At 74.1% G+C, this 22,522-nt stretch carries 17 protein-coding genes; 5 read left to right on the plus strand and 12 right to left on the minus strand.

Going from position 1 to position 22,522, the window contains the following annotated elements:
- Positions 1–210: 210 nt before the first annotated feature.
- Entirely contained in the window at positions 211–405 is a 195-nt protein-coding gene (locus ACZ6KF_RS12200) for a hypothetical protein (RefSeq protein WP_469157637.1), read from the minus strand.
- Between the two features lie 420 nt (positions 406–825).
- Here ACZ6KF_RS12200 and ACZ6KF_RS12205 point away from each other — a divergent pair, with 420 nt between their 5' ends.
- Entirely contained in the window at positions 826–984 is a 159-nt protein-coding gene (locus ACZ6KF_RS12205) for a hypothetical protein (RefSeq protein WP_469238396.1), read from the plus strand.
- A 474-nt stretch (positions 985–1,458) separates the two neighbouring features.
- Here the strand turns inward: ACZ6KF_RS12205 and ACZ6KF_RS12210 are convergent, their stop codons facing one another.
- From ACZ6KF_RS12210 to ACZ6KF_RS12250, 9 genes are read right to left on the minus strand one after another with little or no spacing between them, the layout of a single operon-like run.
- Positions 1,459–3,486: a protein kinase domain-containing protein gene (locus tag ACZ6KF_RS12210; protein ID WP_469238397.1), complete on the minus strand. Its 2,028-nt coding sequence runs from the start codon at positions 3,484–3,486 to the stop codon at positions 1,459–1,461.
- On the minus strand, positions 3,483–5,864 hold the full coding sequence (locus ACZ6KF_RS12215; protein ID WP_469238399.1) for a protein kinase domain-containing protein: 2,382 nt from the start codon (positions 5,862–5,864) through the stop codon (positions 3,483–3,485). The genes ACZ6KF_RS12210 and ACZ6KF_RS12215 overlap by 4 nt, the downstream gene beginning before the upstream one ends.
- Before the next feature lie 24 nt (positions 5,865–5,888).
- Positions 5,889–6,287: a hypothetical protein gene (locus ACZ6KF_RS12220; RefSeq protein ID WP_469157634.1), complete on the minus strand. Its 399-nt coding sequence runs from the start codon at positions 6,285–6,287 to the stop codon at positions 5,889–5,891.
- Entirely contained in the window at positions 6,278–8,830 is a 2,553-nt protein-coding gene (locus tag ACZ6KF_RS12225) for an Hsp70 family protein (RefSeq protein WP_469238400.1), read from the minus strand. The genes ACZ6KF_RS12220 and ACZ6KF_RS12225 overlap by 10 nt, the downstream gene beginning before the upstream one ends.
- A complete protein-coding gene (locus ACZ6KF_RS12230) occupies positions 8,827–9,336 on the minus strand; it encodes a hypothetical protein (RefSeq protein ID WP_469238401.1) in 510 nt (169 codons plus the stop codon). The genes ACZ6KF_RS12225 and ACZ6KF_RS12230 overlap by 4 nt, the downstream gene beginning before the upstream one ends.
- A complete protein-coding gene (locus tag ACZ6KF_RS12235) occupies positions 9,333–9,641 on the minus strand; it encodes a hypothetical protein (protein ID WP_469238402.1) in 309 nt (102 codons plus the stop codon). Before ACZ6KF_RS12235 ends, ACZ6KF_RS12230 begins: the two co-directional genes overlap by 4 nt.
- A gap of 21 nt (positions 9,642–9,662) precedes the next feature.
- A complete protein-coding gene (locus tag ACZ6KF_RS12240; RefSeq protein ID WP_469238403.1) occupies positions 9,663–10,988 on the minus strand; it encodes a hypothetical protein in 1,326 nt (441 codons plus the stop codon).
- On the minus strand, positions 10,985–12,211 hold the full coding sequence (locus ACZ6KF_RS12245; protein WP_469157629.1) for a serine/threonine-protein kinase: 1,227 nt from the start codon (positions 12,209–12,211) through the stop codon (positions 10,985–10,987). The genes ACZ6KF_RS12240 and ACZ6KF_RS12245 overlap by 4 nt, the downstream gene beginning before the upstream one ends.
- On the minus strand, positions 12,204–14,219 hold the full coding sequence (locus tag ACZ6KF_RS12250; RefSeq protein ID WP_469238404.1) for an AAA family ATPase: 2,016 nt from the start codon (positions 14,217–14,219) through the stop codon (positions 12,204–12,206). Before ACZ6KF_RS12250 ends, ACZ6KF_RS12245 begins: the two co-directional genes overlap by 8 nt.
- A gap of 190 nt (positions 14,220–14,409) precedes the next feature.
- Between ACZ6KF_RS12250 and ACZ6KF_RS12255 the strand changes: the two genes are divergently transcribed.
- The 4 genes from ACZ6KF_RS12255 to ACZ6KF_RS12270 are packed head-to-tail and all read left to right on the plus strand — an operon-like array spanning position 14,410 to position 20,410.
- The gene (locus tag ACZ6KF_RS12255; RefSeq protein WP_469157627.1) at positions 14,410–14,967 is read left to right on the plus strand and encodes a hypothetical protein; all 558 of its coding nucleotides are present in this window, start codon (positions 14,410–14,412) and stop codon (positions 14,965–14,967) included.
- A gap of 42 nt (positions 14,968–15,009) precedes the next feature.
- Entirely contained in the window at positions 15,010–17,514 is a 2,505-nt protein-coding gene (locus ACZ6KF_RS12260; RefSeq protein ID WP_469174711.1) for an Hsp70 family protein, read from the plus strand.
- A complete protein-coding gene (locus ACZ6KF_RS12265) occupies positions 17,511–18,485 on the plus strand; it encodes a tetratricopeptide repeat protein (RefSeq protein WP_469238405.1) in 975 nt (324 codons plus the stop codon). Before ACZ6KF_RS12260 ends, ACZ6KF_RS12265 begins: the two co-directional genes overlap by 4 nt.
- Before the next feature lie 44 nt (positions 18,486–18,529).
- Positions 18,530–20,410 (plus strand): hypothetical protein, encoded by a 1,881-nt coding sequence (locus tag ACZ6KF_RS12270; RefSeq protein ID WP_469238406.1) that lies wholly within the window; start codon positions 18,530–18,532, stop codon positions 20,408–20,410.
- A gap of 231 nt (positions 20,411–20,641) precedes the next feature.
- Here the strand turns inward: ACZ6KF_RS12270 and ACZ6KF_RS12275 are convergent, their stop codons facing one another.
- The gene (locus tag ACZ6KF_RS12275) at positions 20,642–22,120 is read right to left on the minus strand and encodes a class I adenylate-forming enzyme family protein (protein WP_469238407.1); all 1,479 of its coding nucleotides are present in this window, start codon (positions 22,118–22,120) and stop codon (positions 20,642–20,644) included.
- The gene (locus ACZ6KF_RS12280; protein ID WP_356628028.1) at positions 22,120–22,371 is read right to left on the minus strand and encodes an acyl carrier protein; all 252 of its coding nucleotides are present in this window, start codon (positions 22,369–22,371) and stop codon (positions 22,120–22,122) included. The genes ACZ6KF_RS12275 and ACZ6KF_RS12280 overlap by 1 nt, the downstream gene beginning before the upstream one ends.
- Positions 22,372–22,522: the final 151 nt, after the last annotated feature.

The raw sequence follows: 22,522 nt of genomic DNA on the forward strand, positions 1-22,522 counted from the left end.
GGCGCAGGGCGTTCAGCGTGCCGCCGGGGGCGGCGCCGCGCTTCCGGGGTAAAGGGCGCCCAGGGTCTCCACGGCGTCCAGCAGACCCGAGCAGCGGGGGAAGCCGGCGCTCGTCCGTCGGTCCCAGCCCGGACCGGCGGGCAGCACGAGGGGCCGGCCGCGCGCGCCCGCCGGCCCCCACTCCATGGCGGCGACGTGCCGGGCCAGTGGTCACGACGCCGTGGAGCGGGCCTGCGCCCACAGCACGACGGCGGCCGGCCCGGTGCGCCGCACGCACGCAAGCAGAGCCTCCGCCGGCACCGCGGTCCCCAACGTCCGCGTCGGCAGCCCACGCTCGGCCAGCGCAGCGGTCAGCGCCTCCAGCGGGAGGGAGTGCAGCTCACCGGGCGTGCAGGCCAGCACCACCGGCGGGGCGCCGGTGACCGGCTCGACGCACGGCAGCGCAGTGGCGCGTTGCGCAGGGCGCCGGCGACGTGCCAGGACAGCAGGTGTTCGACCTCCACACAGCGGTCGCCGGACGACTCCCACTTGCGGCCCACGGCGCGCAGCGTCGGCACCACCACCTCCTCCCAGGCGACGACCAGACCGTATCTCCGGACGCTCTCCAGCAGCCGGTGTTCCAGTTCCGGCCCTCCAGCCGCACCGCGGCACGGGCCCGCCCCCGGCACTCCTGCCGCACGTCGCCGAGCGGCAGCCCGCTCGCGGGCCCGCCGGGCCGCGCGGCGCCGGCCGTGCCACCGGAGACCCGAGGCGGCTGCCGCGGCCGGGGCGGCGCGGCAACCGTGTCGCCGAACCGCGCGCCGGCCGCCCCGAACCGGGAGCACGATGGCCTTGGCCGACAACGGCCGCTGGGGCTGGGTTCCCGAGGTCTGCTTCACGGGAGGCGCGGACGACGAGGACGACGCCGGCCTGCTGATGCCGGGCTCGATCACCTGTGTCCGGCCGTGCGGCAACCTCTGCCCGATGCCGCCGTGGCGGGTCTGACGCGGTTGCTGTCCGTCCCTCGTCGAGTGGCCCCGCCTGAGCCGGTGACTCCTTCGGGGACCGACGCCTTGGGCCCCGTCCTCCATGGGCGGGGCCGTCGTCGTCCACGGCGTCGGCCCGTCGGTGCGGGCTCGTGGTCGGTGGGGTGGACCCGCGCGAAGACGTCCCGGTGGCGAGGCCGCCATGCACACCGGCAGCCACACGGTCCCGTACGACCCCACCTGCCTGGTCGAGCGGCGACTCCCGCTCGACCGCGAACCGTACGAGTGTCCCGTCAAGACCGTCCTCATCGGCCGTCATCCTGCCCAGGGCCGTGTTGATCTTCCCGATGGCGTTGATCACTGCGGTCCGGGCCTTGACGGACTGCGCACCGGAGGAGTTGAGACGGTCGCGCCAGTCGACCGTACTCGCCCGCACTCGCCGAGTGCCCATGCTGGACACCGGCGTCCGGGAGGGGTCCCGGAGGCGCCCCCGTCACTCCCGGGCCTCCAGCAGCGCCTGGCGGAACTCCGCCGCGGTGCCGAAGCCGATGCGCGGGTGTTCGGTCAGGGCGTGGTCGATCACCTTCGCGAGACGCTCCGGCACCCCGGGGTTCCGGTGGCGGATCGGCACGGCGGGACTGTCCAGGACCACCCGCCATCGATCGGCGTGCGGCGGGAAGTCACGCGGAGCCGAGCCGGTGAGCATGTAGTACAGGCAGGCCGCGGCGGCCCAGACGTCGACCTCGGGCCGTGCGTGCTTGAACTGGAGCACCTGCTGCCTGGACACGTACGACGGACTGCCCGCGCTGGTCCCGGTGTGCGTCAGCCCGCTCAGGCCCGCCGCGTCGAACGCCTTGGCCAGACCGAAGTCGCCGACCTTGGCCATGCCGCCGTGCAGAAAGATGTTGCGCGGGCTCAGGTCCCGGTGGACGAGCCCGCGGACCGCGAGCGGGCTGCCCTCGGCGTCGTAGGCCCGGACGTCCGCCCGGTGCGCGTGGTCCAGGCCGTCCAGCACCTGAAGCGTGATGCCGAGCGCCTGGTAGTCCGGCAGCCGGCCGCCCCGCCGGTGGACCAGCCCGGCGACGTCTCCTCCGTCGCAGTGCTCCATGACGAAGAAGAAGATGCCGTTCCAGCAGCCGTGGTCGTGCAGGCGTACCAGATGCGGGTGGCGCAGCATCTCGACCGTCGACATCTCGCGCAGGAACCGCGCCCTGGCCGTCTCGTTCGCCGCGGCCTGCGGCAGCATCACCTTGATCGCGCACGGCTCGTCCGTCTGGGGGTCGTGGGCGAGGTACACCGCGCCCATGCCGCCCTTCCCCAGCCGCCGCCGGATCGTGTAGCCGCCGAACAGGTTCAGGTTCCCGGTGCCGTCCTCGGCCACCCGCAGGAGCTGCTGCACGACCCGCTCCGGGTCGCCCTTGCACGCCGCGCACAGCTCCCCGGCGAGGGGCCGGCGGATGCGCTGGGCGCCGAGCCCGCCGCCGCACGCCGAGCACGCACCCTCCGGGCGCGGTGGCGGAAGGGCGCCGGGGGTGGACGGCGGTTCTGTGGTACGGCACAGACGGCACCGGCGGGCGTCCGGGCTGCCCGCTCCCTCCGCCGCCTCCTTCTCGGTCCCGGGGACCGTCGTGCCGCATGTGGCGCAGCGGGCGGGGACGCGGACGCCGACCCGCAGCCGGACGCCGCCCAGCCGTATCTCGTCGCCGTCCGCCAGATCACGCTCCGACCACGCGGTCCGGTCCGCCCCCTGCGACGGTGGCCGGGCGCTCCGTCGGCCGATCCTGTCGCCGTTGACGAACGTGCCGTTGGAACTGCCGAGGTCGCGGACCCGCACGTCGGGGGGATTGATGTCGAACAGGCAGTGATGCCGGGAGAGCCCCGAGGTCCCCCCGTCCTCGGGGAAGCGCAGCGTGCAGTCCTCCGTCCTTCCGACGACGCACGTCGTGCGTTCGGAGAACTCGAACGTCCGCCCCTGGAGCGGGCCTCGGAGCACCGTGAGGGACACCTGGGCAGAGCGTCCGCCCGACTGCACGGCTCCCGGCCGCCCGCCCGGCTCCGGCCGTCCCGGCAGCAGCGCGGCGCGCAGATCGGGGACACCCATCTCGGCGGCGAGCGCCGCCCACGGCGCGGAGGGGGTTTCCAGCACGGCGGCCAGGAGGTCGGACAGTCCCGCCCCGTCGCGGTGCTGTGCCACGGCCAGTTCCGTCGCCCGGGCGAACAGCCGGTGGGCGACGTCGCTCCCTGGCGGCACGTCGTCGCCCCGGGCCCGGTCCGGTCGCGCGACCCGGGCGCGCAGCCGGCGACGGAAGGACGTGGTGTCCAGTCCCGCCCGCTCGAAGGCGGCCCTGAGCTCTCGCACCTCACCGTCGAGCCCGGCGTCGGCCGCCGGCAGCTCGCACGTCTTGCAGATCCCGAGCAGGACGTGCACCGGCTCCACCGCGTCGGCGCCGCCGACGGCGGCCTCGCCCAGGGCGAGCATCAGGACCAGGCCGACGGCGCCGTCGTCGGGAGCGCCGGTCATCGAGGACCTCCGTCGTCGTGCGTCAGCGACCTGAGCCCGTCCTCCAGGCCCAGCTCTGCGGCCGGCTCGTCCCAGGGCGGAGCCGGCGTCTCCAGCAGAGCCCGCAGAAGTTCGGCGAGACCCACGGACGCGCCGGACGTCCACGCCCCGGCCCCGGCGCCGGACGACCCCGCCCCGGCCCCCAGCTCCTCGGCCCGGCGGAAGACCGCACGGGCGGCGGGCGTCCGGTGCATGACGCCGTCGCGGGGAGCCCCGCTCGGCGGCCCGTCGGGCGCCGCGCCGGGCACGGGACGGGTGAGGCGCCTGCGCAGTCGGCGGCGGAACGGGGCGACGTCCAGCCCCGCCCGGCGGAACCGGCCCCGCAGCGCGTCGATCTCGGCCCGCAGCGCGGGAGCCGTGCGCAGCACGGCAACCGCCGGTTCGGGCAACCGGCTGTCGCCCAGTTTGCACACCCCCAGCATGAGGTGCGCCGGTTCGATCGCGGGCGCGCACCCCGCCGCGGCCTCGGCGGCCGCGATCTGCCAGGCCAGCAGGACGCCTTGCGAATACCGGGAGCCCTTTCGCCCGGCTCGCCCGCCGGACGCGTCCGCGAGGCCGCCGTCGCGCCGACCGGCCTGCCCGGCTTCCCCGGTGCGGCGCGGCGCGTCAGGGCCGCCGCCTTGCAGAACTGCCCCGACACGGCGGAGCACGTCGTCGAGGTCGCCGTCGCTTCGGCTGCCGACCCGCGCCGCATCCCCGAGACCGCGGAGCACGTCCGCGAAGTCGCCGCCGCGACCGTCCCGCAGAGCATCGCCGACGTGGCCGAGCGCGTCCGCGAGGTGACCGGGGCCGATCCGGCCGGGTCCATCGAGGACCTGGGCCAGGCACTCCAGCGCCTCCTGGTGCCGCCCCATGGTGGTGAGGAGCCTGGCCCTGGCCTGGAGGGCCTGGGTGTAACCCGGATAGCGTTCGAGCGCCTGATCCAGACAGGCCAGCGCCTCGTCGCGGCGCCCCAGCGCGATCAGGGCGAGGGCCTTGTTGTGCAGCGCCCAGCCGTCGCCCGGAGCGACCCGCAACGCCTTGCCGAACCAGGCGAGGGCCTCCTCGTGCCGGCCGAGCTCGTCCAGCGCCGCTCCTCTGCGGATGTACAGGTCCCGGTCGCCGGGCAGGGGCTGCGCCGGCGTCGGCGCCGGCCGCCGGACGACCCTCTCGTACACGGCCTGCAGTTCCCCGCGCAGGCCGCGGAAGCTGCGCGGTCGCCGTTGCGGTTCCCGTTCCACGCAGGCGAGGATCAACTCCCGCAGTCCCGCCGGGAAGTCGTCCGGGCCGGTCCGTGCCCTGATGTGCTCGGCGGCGATGCTGCCGCTGACCGGCAGATCGCCGGTGACCATCTGGTGGAGCAGCACGCCGAAACCGTAGATGTCCGTCCGTACGTCCACGCGCGCCCCGATCCGGGACTGCTCGGGCGCCCGGTAGCTGCGGGTTCCGCCCGGCACCAGGTAGACGGCCCTGACCTCCGGCCGCAGCTCCAGCAGCCGTCCGCCGACCGCCTGCGCGGGACCGAACACCTGCGCCAGGCCGAAGTCCGTGACCTTGAGCGTGTCGTCCTCGGTCAGTAGGCAGTTGGCCGCCTTCACGTCCCCGTGCAGGACGCCGAGGGTGCGGGAGGCGTGCTCCATGCCGTCGCAGAACTGCAGGCCGAAGCGGAGCGCGCGCTCCAGGGCGAGCGGCCCCCTGGCCAGGGCGGTGTCCAGGTCGCCGCCGGAGACGTACTCCAGCAGCAGGCAGTGGTGGTGCTCGACCCGCTCGACCCACAGTGCCGTGACGATGTTGGGGTGCCTCTCCAGCAGCACCCACGTCTGGGCCTCGTTGGCGAAGCGCTCCCGGTCCTCGTCGCTCCACGGCTGCGGCAGGTTGAAGGTCTTGAGCACGTAGCGGCGGTACCCGACGCGGTCGAAGAAGCTGCTGCGCCCCTCCGGCTCCACGATCGACACCGCGCCGTGCCCGCCCATCCTGCGCTCCAGCACGCGGTAGGAGTTGTCCGGGCTGCGCACCACCTGCCCCAGCTCGAAGGCGTGCCGGGCGGGTGGTCTGGCGGGCAGGCCGGCGAGCGCGGCCGCGGCCAGGGGCGAGGCCGGGTCGGTGCGCAGGGCGTGCTCGTAGATGCGGCGGGCGACCTCGGTCCTGCCGGTCTCCTCGAAGCACCTGCCGAGGTCGAGGTGGGCCGTCACCAGATCGGGGCGCAGACGCACGGCGTCCCCGAAGGCCTCGATCGCCTCCCGAAGGTTTCCCGCCGAGAAGGCCCGGCTGCCACGCTCGCGGAGCCGCTCGTAGCCGCCCCCGGGTTCATGGCCGCTCCCGGGCTCGGGGCCGTTCCCGGACGACGACGCGTCGCGCACGTACGTTCACCTGCCTCTCACGGTTCATCGGCGGCGCCGCTTGCGCCCCTGCCCGGGCTGCCGCTGCGGGCGGGCGGCCTCCTCCAGCGCCGCGCGGACGTCCTCGCGGTCCGGCGCCAGTTCGACCGCCCGCCGCAGCAGTCGACCGGCCTCGGCGCGCTGCCCGCCCCGCTGGCGGTAACGGACCTTGGCGAGCAGGACGATGGCGTCGACGTCGTGAGGGCTGAGCGCGCGGGTGACCGCCAGATGCTCGGCGGCGCCGTGCCACTGCTGCCTGCGGGCCAGCGCGACCGCCCGGTTGAAGTGCTCGTCGGCCAGTGCGGCGATCCGCGCCAGCGGACGCAGGTCGCCGCGGCACACCGGGCACTCGGGAGCCGGTGCGGTCAGCGTCCGGCCGCACAGGGGGCAGTCGATCACGGCCACTCACCGCCTCCGCGTCGCCTGAGCGGGATCACTCCGGGGTCGTCGCCCGTGATCTCCTCCATCCAGTGTTCGATCCGTGCGGCCAGCGGCTGCACCTCGTTGCGATGGATCCCGGCGAAGCGATCGGGGGACCGTACGTCGTTGGTGTCGACGCTGCCCACCGCCGCGACGATCGCGGCCACCTCGGCGAGGAACTCCTCGACCCGGCCGGCGTACTTCCCGCCGGTGACCCGGTCGGTGTCCCGCAGGGCGCGGTCCAGCTCCTGCAGCTCCTGGTGGAGCAGGAACCGGAGGTTCGCCGGGCTGGGCGGCGGCTGACCGGCGCTCACCCTCCGGTGCACGGCGACGCAGCGGTCCTCGACAGCCTGGTTGATGCTGTGCCAGTCCAGGGCGTTGCCGGCCCGGTACGCCGCGAGCCCGGCCGCCCGCAGCCCGGGAATGCTCTCACGGTGCTGCTGCGCCTCGGTGGCGTCGGTGCGGGCGAGCCGGTCGCAGAGCGCGGCGAGTTCGGCCAGCCTGTTCTCGAACTCCGGCAGCGGCGGGTGCATCGACTCCGCGGCCGGGAGCCGGACCCTGTCCAGCAGCGTCCGTGCCTCGCGCAGCCGGTGATGGCACTTGGCCCGGTCCTGACGCTGGTCCAGCAGTGCCTCGCACTCCCGCAGGACGACGTCCAGTTGCGGCCCGATGCGCATGGCGTCCTCCGGCCGGGCCACCGCCCGCCGCTCCTGCCAGCCGGACCCGATGTCCGCGTACCGCTGCCGCAGTTCCTCCCAGGAGGGCACGTGTTCGCGCGGTACGGAGATCAGCGCCCGTCCCTGCATGCCGACGGCGGGGACCCGGACCTCCGCGTCGATCGACCAGTCGGGCCGGAACTCCAGCTCCAGCTCCACCGGTGTGCCGGCCGGCAGCGTGCCGGGCAGGTCGTGGATCTCCACCTGGCCGATGGGGATCAGCCCCTCGTGCAGCCGGACCCGCAGCACCACGCCCTGGCCGGCGGTCTCCAGCGGGAAGCCGGTGTGGTACGGCAGTCTGGTCCCGGCCTGGGCGATGCGGTGCGGCCCGCCCTCCAGCTCCACGAAGAAGTCGTGCGCCAGCACGTCGCCCTCGTCGGTGGGCGGCGGCGCCTGGTCGGGCGTCACGGTGAACCGGCGGGTCTCGATCTCCTCCCCGTCCGCGACGACCGTGACCGTCAGCTCGTTGTCCCCGTCGTGCAGCGCGACGTCCTCGAAGACGAACCGCCCCTCGGGGTCGGTCCGCTGACGCAGGTTCCGGACCCCGTCCCCGGAGCGCAGCACGACCTGCACGGGGCCCGTCACCGTCCCGTCCGGGCCCGGGTGAACCCGCCCGGCGATGTCGGTCGCGGGCAGGGCGGCCGCCACCTGGTCGATCTCCAGGACGCCTTGCCGGACACCGGTGGCGCCCGCCTTGACGCCGGCGCCGACGGCGACGCACAGGTCGGGGTCGATCAGGCGCGGCTCGTGCCCGTACCGCTCCCGCAGCAGGCGGCCGACCAGCGGCACCCGCGACGAGCCGCCGACCATGACGACCTCGTCGAGGTCGGCGGGGGCGATCCCGGCCCGTTGCAGCGCGGCGTCGCAGTGGGCGAGCGTGCGCTGCACGTCGTCCCGGATCAGTTCTTCGAACTCGGGGCGGCCGAAGGGCAGTTTGATGGTCATGGGGATGCCGGCCCGGTCGGCCTCGCCCTCCACGTAGATCTCGGTCTGCTGCTCCCGGGAGAGGAAGTGCTTCTCCGATTCCACCCGGACCAGCAGGCGGGCGAGCAGGCGGGCCTCTTCCGGCCGGTCCGGTTCGAGGCGGAGGTCGTAGGCGGGGCGCCGCTCGGCCATCCAGCGCACGATCGCCTTGTCGAACTCGTAGCCGCCCAGGTAGCGGTCGCCCTCGAACGCGAGGTGCTCGAAGCCGGCTTCCGGGGACCAGGCCACTACGGACACGTCGAACGTGCCCCCGCCCAGGTCGTAGACGAGGAACGTCTTCGGCTCGGTCGGCCGCTGCCCGTGGGCGGAGGCCAGGGCGGCCGCGAACGGCTCGATGAGCGTCTCCACCTTCGCCAGGCCGGCGTCGAGGCCGGCCTGCACGGTCTCGTTCTTGGCCCGCATCTCGAAGAAGGCGGGCACCGTCACCACGGCGTGGTCCACCGGGACCCGCAGCACCTCCTCGGCGAGGGCCTTGAGGTGGCGCAGGACGTGCGTGGAGGCCTGCTGCGGCGTCAGGTCGGCGTGGCCGGCGGTCACCGGCTGGTCGGTGCCCATCATGCGCTTGAAGAACATCGCGGGCGGCGGCTGCCCGTCGCGCTTGACCATGTTCTTGGCCAGGCTGCCCACGACCGGGGCGCCGTCCTCGCCCAGCCACACCACCGACGGGGTGATGGGCGCCTGGTACGCGTCGGTGATGATCAGCGCGCCGCCGACCGGCCGCAGCCGGCCCGCTGCGATCAGTTCCCGCTTGCCGGGGACGTCCGCGTCGGCGGGCACGGCGACGCAGCTGTTGGTGGTTCCGAGGTCGATTCCGACGGTGATGCTCATTCCTGTTCCTCCTGCCGTTCGTCGGCGGCCCGCGGGACGGCCAGATACACCCGCGCTCGCTGGGTCAGCTTTCCGTCGGCCATCAGCACGCCGGGCTGCAGCGTCTCGGCCACCACGGGCCGCTCCAGGCCCGCCACCGGTTCGCAGCCCTCCACGTCGGCCCACATCCGGACCTCCTCGTAGGGCGTGCCCGCCGGATCGAGGTAGCGGGCGCCGGCGGCCTCCAGGGCCCTGGCCAGCCGGTGCGCGAGCGACGGCAGCGCGTCGGCGGCGGTGGCCGGCGTGACGCCGTGCAACCCGTGCAGCACGCCGGCGACGTCCCGGGCGAGGTGTTCGAGGGCGCTCCTGTGCGCCTCGACCTGTCGGCGGGTCTCCTCCGCCGCCGCGTCGCCGGTCCGCGCCTTCTCACGCAGCAGCCGCCACACGACGCCCTGCGGGGGCTCCGGCCGGTCGGCGAGGGGACGTTCCCGCTCGTCGATCCGCATCGCGTCGGCCGGCCGTGTCATCGGACCGGTCCGGTCGGACCGGCGGCTCGGGCCGATGGCTCGGGCCGGTGGGTGCACAGCTGCGCCAGCAGGCGCTGCGCCGGGTCCTTGATCCGGTCCTCCGCCGCGTTCACCTCGGCGACCCGCAGGGTGCGTCCGAACAGCGGGTAGCGGTCGGCGCGCCGCTCGATGCGCTGCCGCCGCTTCCTGACGTGGCTGCGGATCGCCCCCCGCCCGCCGAGGTCCGGGGCGAGGGCGAGCACCTGGAAGGGCGTGGCGCGGTACGGGTTGTGCCCGTCGCGCCAGGCCCACGGGTTGTCGGTCATGGATCATCTCTCCTGGTCGTCTCACACCTGCCGCAGCGAGAGCAGGTTCTCCAGCGAGCGGACGAACTCCTCGAGGCCCGGATCGGCCGCCGCGTACGTCCCGGCCGCGTCGAGGAGCAGCCGGGCCCGGGACAGTTCCCGGTCACCGATGCCGAACGCGGTGAGCAGGAACTGCGCCTCCACCGCGTCCAGCCAGGCCAGGAAGCGCGGCAGCCCCTCGTTCCGCAGCTCCGTCACCTCCGTGCAGCGCGGATCCTCGCCCAGCTCCGGGTACAGCTCCAGCGCCCGGTCCACGTGGCGGGCGGCCCGCCGGCCGCGGTGCCGGGCCTGCTCGACCTCCGACGGCGAGCCCAGCGCGTCCGGCGAGGGCCTGACCGCGCCGAGAGCTCCGAAGGCCCGGAGGGCGAGCAGACACTCGTGCCGCGCCAGCTCCTTGGCGAGCTCGCCGCCGGGCGCCGCCGAACGGGGAAGCCCGGTGCGGACGAGGGCGTCCACACGGTCGAGCAGCTCCTCCGTCCGCCGCTGCGCGTACGGCTGCTCCCGCAGCCGCTCGATCCAGCTCCTGCCGGTGAGGAGCAGGGCGTGCAGCAGGCCGTGATGGTCCGGGTCCAGGAGCAGCCATGACTCCAGGACGTCGATCGTCTCCGCGAACCTGCCCTCGGCGACCGCCGCGGGGACGCCGTCGAGCAGGTCCCGCACGAGGCCGTCGCGCGCCTCGGCCACGATCGCGTCGGGGAAGGCGGAGCCGGTCACCAGCCGCACGTGCCGGCGCGCCCGGCCGGGATCGGTGAGCCGCAGCCGGGCGGCCAGGGTCACATGGGGTTCCAGCAGGTCGTACGGCAGCCGCGTCCGCACCTCGGCCACGATCGCGTCCGGCACCGGGGCGCCCATGGCCTCGTCGAGGCGCTCGTGCATCCGGCGCCAGAACTCCGGCTCCCCACAGAGCGTGGCCCAGTGCCGCAGCGCCTTCTCGAAGTGGGCGAAGGCCGCGTCGTCGTGGGCCGCCTCCAGGTCGTAGGCGCGGGCGTGGTGCGCGATGGCGAGGTGGTGGACGACCTCGACGTCGTCGCCGTCCTCCTGTTCCCACAGCCGGATCGCCGCAGGGGTCCACGGCTGCAGCTCCCCGTCCTGCCACAGCGCCTCGTAGGCGGACGCCGGTTCGGCGGGGAGCACCGGGGCGGGCCCGGACCGCGGCCGTTCCTGCTCCGCGGCCGGAGTCCCCGGCTCGGGCCCGAGGGGCGTGGGCCGCTGCGCGGGGGTGGTCGGCATGGATGCGGCGGGCGTGGGTTCGCGGCCGGCCGTCGTGGGCTCGCGGCCGGCCGTCGTCGGCTCGCTCGGGGCGGTCATCGGCTCGTCCCCTCCCGGCTCCGGCGGGCGAAGCCGCGGCCCAGCTCCGTGCCCGCGAAGGCCGTCGCCATCGCCTGGTACGTCACCCGGCAGCGGCGCCTGCCCAGCCCTTCCATCGCCATCGCCCGGGCCTCGACGGGGTCCTCGCGGAGGAGGGCCAGCTCGGTCGCGACGAGGTACACCTCGGCGACCATCGCGGTGTCCGGCAGCGCCCGGTCGACATCGAGCGCCTCGCGCACCAGCTCGTGCGCGAGGTCGAGGTCGCCGCGCCGCATCGCCGCGCGGGTGTGCGCCACCAGCTCCTCGGCCCGCCGGCGCGGCGTCGGGGTGCGGGGCGGGGGCGCCGGCGCGGTCGCGTCCAGGGCGCGCAGGAACGCGCCGGCGTCCGGGTACCGGTCCGTGGCCAGGGGGCTGAGCGCGCGCTGGACCACCGCTTCGAGCGGGTGGCCGCGCAGTTCGGGGTTGCGGGCGCCGGCCGGTTCCACGTCGCGCAGCCTCAGCCGTACGAGCGCGTCGGTGTCGGTCCGGCCCCCGTCGCCCGGCGCCGCGGCCCGGAGCTGGTCCTGGCGCGGGAGGCGGCCGGTGAGCATCTCGTAGCAGATGAGGCCGAGGGCGTAGACATCGGCCTCGGGGCCCGCGTCCTGCAGCTGCAGCACCTCGGCCGGCAGGTACCACGACGTCCCCCGGGAGGCGGGAGCGCGGCGCAGCAACGTGCTGACGCGGCGCGCCAGCCCGAAGTCGCCGATCTTGAGCGAACCGGACGCCGAGACCAGGATGTTGCCCGGCTTCAGGTCCAGATGGACGACGCCCCGCTCGTGCAGGAAGGCGAGGCCCTGGCAGATCTGCAGCGCGTGGTCGCGCACGGTCGCCACCGGCAGCTGGCCGCCGCGCAGCCGCCCGGCCAGGTCGCCCCGGGCCAGTTCCGTCACCAGGTACGGCCGTCCCGTGCCGCCGCCCTCGACGCCGGCGTCGTAGCAGGTGAGGAAGCGGTCGCGGACCACCGGATCCGGACACTCGGCCACGGTCCGGACCAACTGCAGCGCCTCGCCGAGCAGTTCCCCCACCGGGACCGCCGGGATCGCCGGGCCCTCGTGGAAGAGCTTGACGGCGACCTCCCGGAGCGTGTGCCCGAGGACGCGGAACTCCGCCCGGTGGACCGTGCCGAACGCGCCCTGCCCGAGCCTCTCGTGCAACAGGTAGCGACCGTCGAGCAGCTCAGCCACCGATGCCCACCCCCCTGATGCCCGCCGCACCGGTCCCCGCCCCACTGATGTCCACGACCGACAGCCGCTCGCCGTCCGGCACGATGCGCACCCGCTCGACGAACTCCCCACGGCTGTCGGCCTCGTCCAGCAGCCGCAGCAGGGGAGGGAGGACGCCGTCGACGTAACGGTTCACGCCGCGGGCGGCCTCCTCCCGGCGCCGCGTCATCGCCAGTTCCGCGATCCGCGCCGCCAAGTCCCGCGTCCAGCACAGCTCCACCCCGAGCTGCCCGGCCACCTGGGCGGCCTGCCGCCTCAGCCCGCCGAGTGCGATGGCTTCGAGCTGGTCCTGCCGGAAGGGCTCGAAGAGGACCACCTCGTCGATCCGGTTGAGGAACTCGGGCCGGAAGAACCCCGCCATGATCCGCCGCACGTGCGCGGCGGCCTCCGGCTCCTGGCCGTCCCGCGACGGCGCCACGTCGGCGAACTCGGCGGCGCCGAGGTTTGAGGTGAGCACGATCACCGAGTCACGGGCGTCGCGCACCGGTCCCGCGGGATCGCTGATCCGTCCCTCGTCCAGCAGCCGCAGGAGGGCGTCGAGCACCCTGCCGTCCGCCTTCTCGACCTCGTCGAAGAGCAGCACCCGCCGGGGGTTGTCGCGCAGTCCGTTGGTGAGCCTGCCTTCCCCGTAGCCGACGTAGCCGGGCGCGGCGCCGATGAAGTTGTTCATCGACTCCTTGGTGTTGAACTGCCCCATCTCGAAGAAGAGCACGTCGTCCTCCGAGCCGTACACCACGTCGGCGAGCGCGCGGGCGGCCAGGGTCTTGCCGGTGCCGCTGGGACCGCAGAACAGGAACCTGCCCAGGGGGCGATCGTGCAGGCGCAGGCCCCGCCTGAGCGACCGGGTGATCATCTCCAGGTGGGGCGCCAGGCGGTCGATGACCGCCTCCCGTCCGATCAGGCGCTCGCGCAGCCGGTCGAGCGACTCGTGCGGCGGCGGCACGTGCGCCGCGGCGTCCGGCGCCTGCTCGGGGAGCTCCTGGTAGTACTCCTCGGCATAGCGGCGCAGCCGGGTGATGTCGACACGGGCGTCGCGCAGCAGCCCCCCGGCCAGGCCGGCCGGAGTGTCGAGCAGCGCGGCGAGCAGGTCGCGCTCGGCGACCAGGTCACTGCCGCGCTGCGCCGCGACCGCGGCGGCCTGCTGCAGCGTGCGCGCGAGCGGCTCCGGGAGGCGGTCGCGGGCGAGCGCCCCGCCCGGGCCGGACGGGCCCCGGCCGCCGCCCGCGAGTGCCGGGCCGGACGGGCCCCGGCCGCCGCCCGTGAGTCCCGGCCCGGACGCATCCCGGCCGTCGCCCGTGAGGGACGCCATCCGCAGGCGCAGGACGCGAACGTCCCGGCTCAGGAAGCGGCACCCCTGCTCGATCAGGCCGTTGGGCACCTCGGCCATGGCCCGCAGCAGGTGAGCGGTGGTCAGCAGGCCGGGCGCCGGGTCGTTCCTCGGCCCGGCCATCGCGGACAGCACCTGCCGCGCGCCCGGGCTGAAGCAGTCGAGCAGCAGTCGGCCGTCGTCGCCGAACACCTCCCGCGCCCGGCCGGGTTCGGCGTGGCACTCGCTGATCCACTGGTCGAGATCGGCCCGGGCGTATTCGCGCAGCAGCAGCGCGGCGGGCGGTTCCAGGCGGGGCAGGACCGAGGCCAGCAGTTCCCGTTCCCCGGCCCCGGCGGGCAGCGCGCCCAACGCCTCCCGGGTCGCCGAGGCAGCGGTGCGGTCGGTCAGTTCCGTCGGCGGCATCCCGTCGTGTGCCGGGCTCTGGGTGCGCAGCGCTTCCACGAACGCCTCCACGGGGATGCGGCTGCGACCGAACAGCCCCGCGGTCACGCTGCCCGGCACCCGGGCGAGCGCGATCAGCACGTGGGACGGCTCGACGAGGGCGGCACCGGTTTCGACGGCCGCGGCGACGGCGCCCGAGAGGCCGTCGGCCGCCGCCAGCAGCGCCGGTTCCAGCCGGTCGATCCCAAGGTGGTGCAACGTCCTGCCTCCCCCGAAGACCCTGCGCCGTGTGAAGCGCTCCTGGCGTCCGTCACCCGTGTCGGGCTGCCGGTACCGGTGTACCGGTGCCGTCTCGGGACCCCTCCCGAAGCGGTGCCGCCACAGTCGTGCGGGACGGGCCCGGCACGACCGAGGGGCGCCGTCGCAGCGAGCGCCGAGAGGTGGGGACGTGAGGCGGAGAGACACGCAGGACCGTTTGGCCTGCTGGTACCGGCAGTGGAAGCACCCCCGGGAGTTCCGCATCGCCCCGGAACGGCTGGACGCCGGCCAGCGCGAGCGGATCGCCGACCACCTCGCCGTGCTCGACACCGCCCTCGCCAACCTCGAAGCGGCCGGAGCCGCCGCACGCCGCGCCGCCGCGACCGCCGCGGCTACGCCGAAGGCGCAGGAGTTCGACACCGCCCGGCTCGCCGAGGCGGCCACCGGCGTGTGGAAGGCGGAACGGAGACTGGGGCGGCAGGACGACGGGCCGGGAAACGCCTCCCGGCAGATCGGCCGCAGCCTGCGTACCGCACGCCAGGCACTGCAGGAGGGCGTCGAGCTCAGAATCCTGGATCACGACGGGGACCACTACGACCCCGGCCTGTCGCTGAAGGTCCTGTCGTTCGAGGACGACCCGGCCCTCACCCGTGAAGTCGTCCTGGAGACCTTCCTGCCCTCGGTCTACTTCCGCGGACGCCTCATCCAGATGGGTGAGGTCGTCGTCGGCAGGCCGCCTCTTTCCTGATTCGCACACGCAGCCGATCGTGGAGTCGGCAGGGGAGATCAGATGCGTGAGACCATCGATTTCGGCATTGACCTCGGGACCACCAACAGCGCCGTCGCCGTGGCGGAGAACGGCCGGTCCCGGATCATCAAGAACAACGAGGGCTGGGACTGCACCCCGTCCGCGGTGTGGATGCCGCGGGAGGGAGTGACCTACGTCGGCCGCAGGGCCCGCGAGCACGCGGAGACCGATCCGGACGACGCGTACGCCGAGTTCAAGCTCCGGATGGGTGTGGCCGGCGCCGAGTACCGCTTCCGCCGGGCGAATGTCTCCCTGACCCCCGAGCAGTTGTCCGCCGAGGTGCTGAAGTCACTGTGCCAGGACGTCGCCGCCGACGTGGAACTGAGGGAGCCGCCGGCCGTCGCCGTCATCACGGTGCCCGCGGCGTTCGCGCTGAACCAGTCCAGCGCCACCGGCAAGGCGGCGGTGCTGGCCGGGCTCGGGGAGCACTGCCCGCTGCTGCACGAGCCGAACGCGGCCGCGCTCGCCTACGGCGTGGACAACGCCGCCGAGTCCGCGCACTGGATGGTCTTCGACCTGGGCGGCGGCACGTTCGACGCGGCCGTGATGAGCAAGCGGGACGGGGAGCTCCAACTGCTCCAGCACGCCGGTGACCGGCACCTGGGCGGGAAGGACGTCGACTGGGCCATCGTCGACCTGCTGCTGGCGCCGGCCGTCGAACGCGACCTCGGGCTGAGGGAGTTCGTCCGCGGCAACGCGCGGTGGCGGACGAACTTCGCCAAGCTGAAGGGGGCCGCCGAAACCGCCAAGATCGAACTGTCCCGGGCCGGTTCGGCGACACTGTTCGTCGAGCTCAAGGACGACAGCGGCACAGAACAGGAGTTCGCGTACACGCTGACCCGCGGCGCCCTGGACGACATCGCCCTTCCCTTCTACACCCGGGCGATCAACCTGTGCCGCAAGGCGCTGACCGACGGCTCGCTGCGCCCCGACCACATCGACCGGCTGCTGCTCGTCGGGGGCGCCACGCTCGCCCCCGGCCTGCGCGAGCTGCTCGCCGACCCGCGGGACGGGCTCGGCATCCGGCTCGACCACAGCCAGGACCCGTCCACGGTCGTCGCCCGCGGCGCCGCCATCTACGCCGGCACCGTCCGCGCCCCCGCGACCCGGCCGCGCCCCCGCGCCGGCGAGTTCACCGCCGACCTGTTCTACGAGCCCCAGTCGCTGGACACCACCCAGATCCCCGTGTCCGGCAAACTGCACCGCACCGGCCGGGTGGACTGGACCGGCTACAGCGTCTCCCTGCACAACCCGGACGGGATCCCTGCCTTCCACGGCCCGAGGGTCGCCCTCGGCGCGGACGGCTCCTTCTACACCACCGTCACCATCACCCCCGACACCAAGTCCCGGTTCACGGTGGAGCTGACCGACGCCTCGGGCGCGAGGCAGAAGCTCACCCCCGACACGCTGACCATCACCCACACGAACACCCTGCCGCCGGGGCCGGTCCTCACGCACTCGCTCGGCATCGGCACGCACGACGGCGCCTTCGCCGCGATCGTCCGCAAGGGGGCGGCGCTGCCGACCGACGGAAGCAGCACCTTCCACACGACCATCGCCCTGACCCGGGACCATCCCGACGCGGTCATCCGCATCCCCCTCCTCGAAGGCGAGGACGCGGAGGCGAAGAACAACAAGCAGGTCGGCGAGGTCACCTTCCGCCGGGGCGACCTGCGCTACGACCTCCCGGAGGGCAGCGAGGTCGAAGTGAGCTACGAAATCCGCAAGATCGGGCAGGCCAGGGCCGTCGTGGAGACGATGGGCGTGGAGTTCGAGGCCGGGGTACGGCTGGAAAGCGCCCAGCCGGAGCACGCCGAACTCGTCGCCGAGCTGCGCCGCCTGGAGCGGCGGACGGCCGAACTCACCGAACGCGTGCGGGAGACCAGGGCCGTCGCAGCGCAGCCCGTCCTGCGGGAGCTGTCCGGCGAAACGGAGCAGCTCCGCGTGAAGATCGACCACGCGGTCACCGACATGAATGGGGCCCTGGAATGCGACCAGCTCCTTCGCGACCTGCACGCGCGGCTCGACCGCGTCGAGCGCGAGGCCGTCGAGGCGCCACGGCTGATGCTGGAACTGGGAGACGCGCTCAAGGAGTGCGAGGGCCTGCTCCGGCGCGGCGGAAGCGCGGCCGAGCGGCAGGAACTGGAGCGCCTGCGCGGCCGGGCCGGCCAGGCCATGCAGAACGCCGACGTCGCCCGACTCGAACGGCTGCGGGAGCAGGCGCGTGACCTCTACGTCGACCTGAAACGCGCCACCGGCGAGCTGGAGTACGAGCTGTTCGAGGAGTTGTCCCGGATGCGCCACGTGATGACACCCCGCAACGAGGCGGACGCCGTGATCGCGCGCGGCAAACGGGCCGTCGCCGCCCGCGACCGGGACACCCTCCTCGACGTCCTCCAGCGGCTCTACGAGATGCTGCCCCCCGAGCTCACCCGGCAGCTCGACGCGCCGGGCGGTCCGGTCGAGGGCGGGGTGATCCGCCGGTGACCGCGACGGAAACCCAGCCCGTGACCGTGTCCGGGCCCCGCACCGACCGCGACCTCGCCACGGGGCTGCGCGTCGAGTACACCGTGGCCCGGGCCACCGCGAAAGCCCGCGCCGGCGACCTGGACGCGGCGCTGCGCGAACTGGACCGCGCCGACGACCCCGCCGTCACCCGGCACCGCGACGTGACGGACCTGCGCGCCCGCGTGCACGCCCAGCGCGGCGAGCTGGAGGCCGCCGAACGATGCTGGCGCCGGCTGCTCGACGAGCACCCGGACGACGAGTCCGCCGAGGCCGCCCTCGCCCGGATCCGGCGGTTCCGGCGCACGGGCCCGGCCGCCGCCCTCGCCCGAGCCCGCCACCGGGGCCGGCCCGCCGTGGCCGTCGCCTTGTGCGCCGGGGCGATCACGGCGGCGTGGGTCCTCGCCACCCAGCTGCCGTCCGGTGCCCGGGAGCCGGTGTCCGACTCCGCGGCCGTTCCCCGTGCCGGACAGGACGTACGGCAGGAACCGAAGGAACAGCCCGGGCGAGCCGCCGCCGCGGCGGCCGAGGCCCGGCGTGCTCAGGCGCTCGACGCGCTCGCACAGGCGGTCCGCACCCCGGGGACCCGGGTGGAGCGGCACGAGGACTCCGTGGAGGTGGTCTTCGCGCAGGGCCTGTTCGCGCAGGGAGCCGAGCCGACCGACGCGGGGGTCGCACAGCTGACCCGGGTGGGTGAGCGCCTCGCCGGGCAGCGGAACCTGCGCGTCGAGGTCCTCGGACACATCGCCGACGTGCCCGGCGCCCCCACCGGCGGAGGCTCGGTCACCTCGCTGTGGCGGGCCATGACCGCCGCCCGCGTGCTCAGCGACGCCGCCGACCGGCCGCTCACCGGCTTCCTGGTCGCCTCCGCCGAGCAGCGGGACGCCCCGCACGACACCGACGCGGCGAACCGGACCGTCACGGTGGTCCTGACCCCGCACACCGACTCGTGACACGGCAAGAGCGCCGTTGAACTCGCAACACCTGGGAGGACGCCTTGCCGAACGGCACCGCACCGGTGGTCCTGGAGCGCCTTCGCGAACTCACCGTCCCCGAGCTCTATCAGCGCAACGCCTTCAGGCTGACCGGGCTCTCCACCATGGCGACGCGCCGGACGATCCGCCGACAGAAGCAGCACATCACCACCGCCGCCCGCGCCGGGGTGCACCTTCCCGCGGGCGAGCTGCCCGTGCCGGGCCGACGGAGCGCGGAGCAGTACGCGGCCGCCTTCGACGTCATCGACCATCCGCAGCGCCGGATCGTCGACGAGCTGTTCTGGCTCTGGGACGCTCCGGACGGCTCCTGCGGCTGCGACCGGGAGCTGCACCAGGCGCACGACGCGGCAGTACGGGCCCATGCCCGGGCCCTGGACGAGGAACTGTCGGGCCGCGCGGCGCCCGCCGAGGGGGAGGACGGCTGGGGAGCGGCCGCCGCCGGCTGGCAGCGGGCGCTCGGCCACCCCGGATTCTGGGACCATCTCCGCCACCGCATCACCGCACTCGACGATCACCGCCTGGACCCCTCGGCGCTCCCCGTGCTCGAAGGCGAGGTCCGCCGCACCCTGGTCACGCCCTTGGCGGCACTCGCCGCCAAAGCGGCGTCGCCGCAACGGATGACCGGACACTTCGGAGCCTGGTCCTGGGCCGGCGAGCACCTGCTGGACGAGGCCGTCGAGCAGCAACTGCGCCCGGAGCTGGACGCCGTGCGGGTCGCCTTGGACCGCGCCCGCGACCTGCACCCCGAGCACACCGTCCGGGCGGTGTCGGTCGTGGAGAAGAAGGTGGTACCGCGGCTGACCAGGCTGCGCGCCTTCGGCACCGACGGCGTACGGCGCCACACCGCCAAACTCAGCGACCGGACGGCGCTGCTGCTCAACAACTGCGTCATCTCCTCCGGCGCCGGCACCTCGTTTCCCGCGGGGGAGGACTCCAGGCTGCTCCAACTGGCGCTGGCGCTGGCCGAGACGGAGGAGACCCGCAGGATCGTCACGGACAACCGCAAGTTTCTGGGGCTCGCCTCGACCGTGAAGTCGCTGGACGAGGTGCGCAGGCTCCTGGACGACGAGAAGCCCCGGCGAGCCGCCGAACGGCTCAGGAAGCAGGTGCTGCCGGAGCTCACCGAGCTGAGCCGGAGCGAGGACGGCGAGAAGCGGCGGAGCGCGGCCCAACTGGCCGACGCGACGGCGGTCCTGCTCAACAACTGCGCCGTGGCGCTGTCCCCCGCCTCCGAGCCCTCACCCGCGCGGGAGAGCTTCGACCTGCTCGACGAGGCGGCGAAGCTGGCGGGCACCAGGAAGACGCGCAAACTCGTCAGGAAGAACCGTCGCGGGCTCACTCGGCAGTCCCGCCTCGGCCCGTACATCGCGGCGCTCGACGCGACCGTGTCCGACCTCCGCAGCGCGCAGGAACTGCTGCGCGGCGACGAACCGGATCGCGCCGCCACCCGGCTCACGGAACGCGTGGTGCCACGGCTGGAGGAACTGCGCGGGGCCCCGTGGAAGTTCCGGTTCGCCGCCTCCAGGCTCAGCGACCGGACCGCGATCCTGCTCAACAACTGCGCCGTGGCGCTCGTCCCCGAGGCCACGGCGCCCAAACAGCGCAGCATCCGGCTGCTGGAAGCCGCTTCGGCCTTGGCCAGGAAGAGGGGGACACGCAGGCTCATCACGAGAAATCTCACCGGGTTCCGCTACGCGGAACAGATGTACGGGAACCGCGCGCCGTCGAGGTTGTCCGACCCCTGGTCGAATCCTTTGGCCGGCCTGCTCGGACACGACGACGGGGAGCTGTCCCGTCTGCCCTCCTCGGTACGCGAAACGGTGATGCGGCTGCCACCGGAACAGCGCGCCAGGTTCCTCCTGCACTACCGCGACAGGCGCTGACGTCCCGCGCGGCCCGAACCCGGCGGTACCCGCCGGAGCCGCCGCGAGGGCGGTGACCGGCGTGGACCGTCCTCCACGGAGGGCGCCCCGCTGTCCATGCATGGAGGCGCCTCGCTGTCCATGGGTTTCCGTGGCGACGCCGCCGATCGTCCATGAGGCCGGGGGCCTTGTGGGGCGAGCCCTCGCAAGACCCCGGCCTCGGCGGTGCCGGGCACTGCGCGGGCGCGCCGTTCAGGCCCGCAGCAGCTTTTTGACGATCTTTCCCGCGGGGTTGCGGGGCACCTGCTCGATGAACTCCACCCGCCGCGGGCGCTTGTAGGGCGCGAGCAGTTCCCCGACGTGGGCGAGCAGCTCCGCGGGCCGCGTGCCCGGTTCGGCGACGACGTACGCAAGCGGCACCTCGCCGTAGTCCTCGTCGGGCATGCCGACGACCGCGGCGTCCCGGACCGCGGGGTGCGTCATCAGGGCGCGCTCGATCTCCGAGGGATACACGTTCTGCCCGGCCCGGATGATGACGTCCTTGGTGCGGTCCACGAGGTGGATGCGCCCCGCCTCGTCGACGAAGCCGAGGTCACCGGTCCTGATCCAGCCGTCGAGCACGATCTCGCGCGTGGCTTCCGGGTCGTTCCAGTAACCCTGCATGACACCCGGTCCGCGCACGACGATCTCACCGATCTCGCCGCGGGGCAGCTCGAGTCCGGCGCCGTCGACCGCGCGGGCGGACATGCCGGGCACGACGCGCCCGCAGGGGATGCGGGCGGTGACGTCCCCGGGCGCCGGGTGCTCGTCGGGGCCGAGGGTGACGAAGGGGCCACCGACCTCGGTCATGCCGTAGACCTGCCGGAAACCGCAGCCGAGGCGCTCCACGGCGTCCGCGTACACGTCCAGCGGCATGGGGGCCGCGCCGTAGAGCACCTCGCGCAGGGAGGACAGGTCGGCGTGCGCGGAGCCCTTTGCCTGGAGCATGAAGCGCAGCATCTGCGGCACCAGCCACATGTGGGTGGCGCGGTGCTCCTCCACCGCGGCCAGCGCCCGCTGCGGGGTGAAGCCGGGCATGAGCACGATCGTGGCGCCGGCGGCCAGATAGGTCAGGGACACCACCATGCTGCCGTGGTACAGCGGGCAGCAGTTGACCATGACGATGCCGTCGGTGGGACGCGCCATGACCAGCCAGCCCAGCGCGATGGCACGGAACGAGGCGCTGTCGACCGTGACGCCCTTGGCCTGCCCCGTGGTGGCCGACGTGTGCAGCACGGCGATCGGGTCGGCGTCGGCCACCTCGGGCAGCTCGCGCTCGGTGGCCAGGGTGCCCAGGGCGTCGAACGCCGGCTTGTCCAGCGCCACCCTGATCCGCACCGACGCCGGCAGTTCGGGGTGCCGGTCCAGCAGCTCCGACTCGCCGAGGACGGCCACCGCCCCGACGCGCTCGACGATGCCGGCGACCTCCGGAACGGCCAGGCTGTGGTTGAGCGGAACGAACAGCGCGCCCAGCCGGGCGAGCGCGAAATAGGTCTCCAGGACCTCGATGCGGTCCTTGGACAGCACCGCGACGCGGTCGCCGCGCCCGATGCCCAGCTCGGCCAGTCCGCGCGCCAGTTCACGCGTGCGGTCGTGGAACTGCGACCAGGTGACCCGGCGCCGCTCGTCGATCAGCGCCGTCCGGTCGGGCCAGCACTGGCGGTTGCGTTCCAGCAGCTGCGTCAGCCACATCACGCACCGCCGGCGCCGACGGAGGAGTGCTCGGCCACGAACCGCTCGTAGTCGGCGATCGTGCGCAGCTCCTCCATGTGGTCGGCGGTGATCTCCACACCGAGCCGCTGCTCCACGAGCAGGACGAGACGCACCAGGTCTCCGGAGTCGATGCCGCTCGCGGCGAGGTCGACGTCGTCACCGACCCGCTCGGCGTCGGCGAACTCGGCGGTCCCGGTGAGTTCGACCAGCAACTCCCTGATGGTGCCCATGCTTTCCCCTTCCGGCGCGGCGAACGGCCGCCGAGCGCGTCTCGTGGGTCCCGTGTCACCCGAACAAGAGGTCTGCGCGGCGCACGGCAATCCCCGCGTCCGCGCGTGACCTTTCTCACCCGTCCGGTCCGTCCGGCGCGGGGATAGCGCG

The organism is Streptomyces sp. NPDC046379 (assembly GCF_055587785.1).

Coding starts and splice junctions, on each gene's coding strand:
- ACZ6KF_RS12235 (WP_469238402.1), bottom strand. CDS start 9,641: ATGACCGACAACCCGTGGGCCTGGCGCGACGGGCACAACCCGTACCGC.
- ACZ6KF_RS12225 (WP_469238400.1), bottom strand. CDS start 8,830: ATGAGCATCACCGTCGGAATCGACCTCGGAACCACCAACAGCTGCGTC.
- ACZ6KF_RS12280 (WP_356628028.1), bottom strand. CDS start 22,371: ATGGGCACCATCAGGGAGTTGCTGGTCGAACTCACCGGGACCGCCGAG.
- ACZ6KF_RS12230 (WP_469238401.1), bottom strand. CDS start 9,336: ATGACACGGCCGGCCGACGCGATGCGGATCGACGAGCGGGAACGTCCC.
- ACZ6KF_RS12275 (WP_469238407.1), bottom strand. CDS start 22,120: ATGTGGCTGACGCAGCTGCTGGAACGCAACCGCCAGTGCTGGCCCGAC.
- ACZ6KF_RS12205 (WP_469238396.1), top strand. CDS start 826: ATGGCCTTGGCCGACAACGGCCGCTGGGGCTGGGTTCCCGAGGTCTGC.
- ACZ6KF_RS12210 (WP_469238397.1), bottom strand. CDS start 3,486: ATGACCGGCGCTCCCGACGACGGCGCCGTCGGCCTGGTCCTGATGCTC.
- ACZ6KF_RS12240 (WP_469238403.1), bottom strand. CDS start 10,988: ATGACCGCCCCGAGCGAGCCGACGACGGCCGGCCGCGAGCCCACGACG.
- ACZ6KF_RS12260 (WP_469174711.1), top strand. CDS start 15,010: ATGCGTGAGACCATCGATTTCGGCATTGACCTCGGGACCACCAACAGC.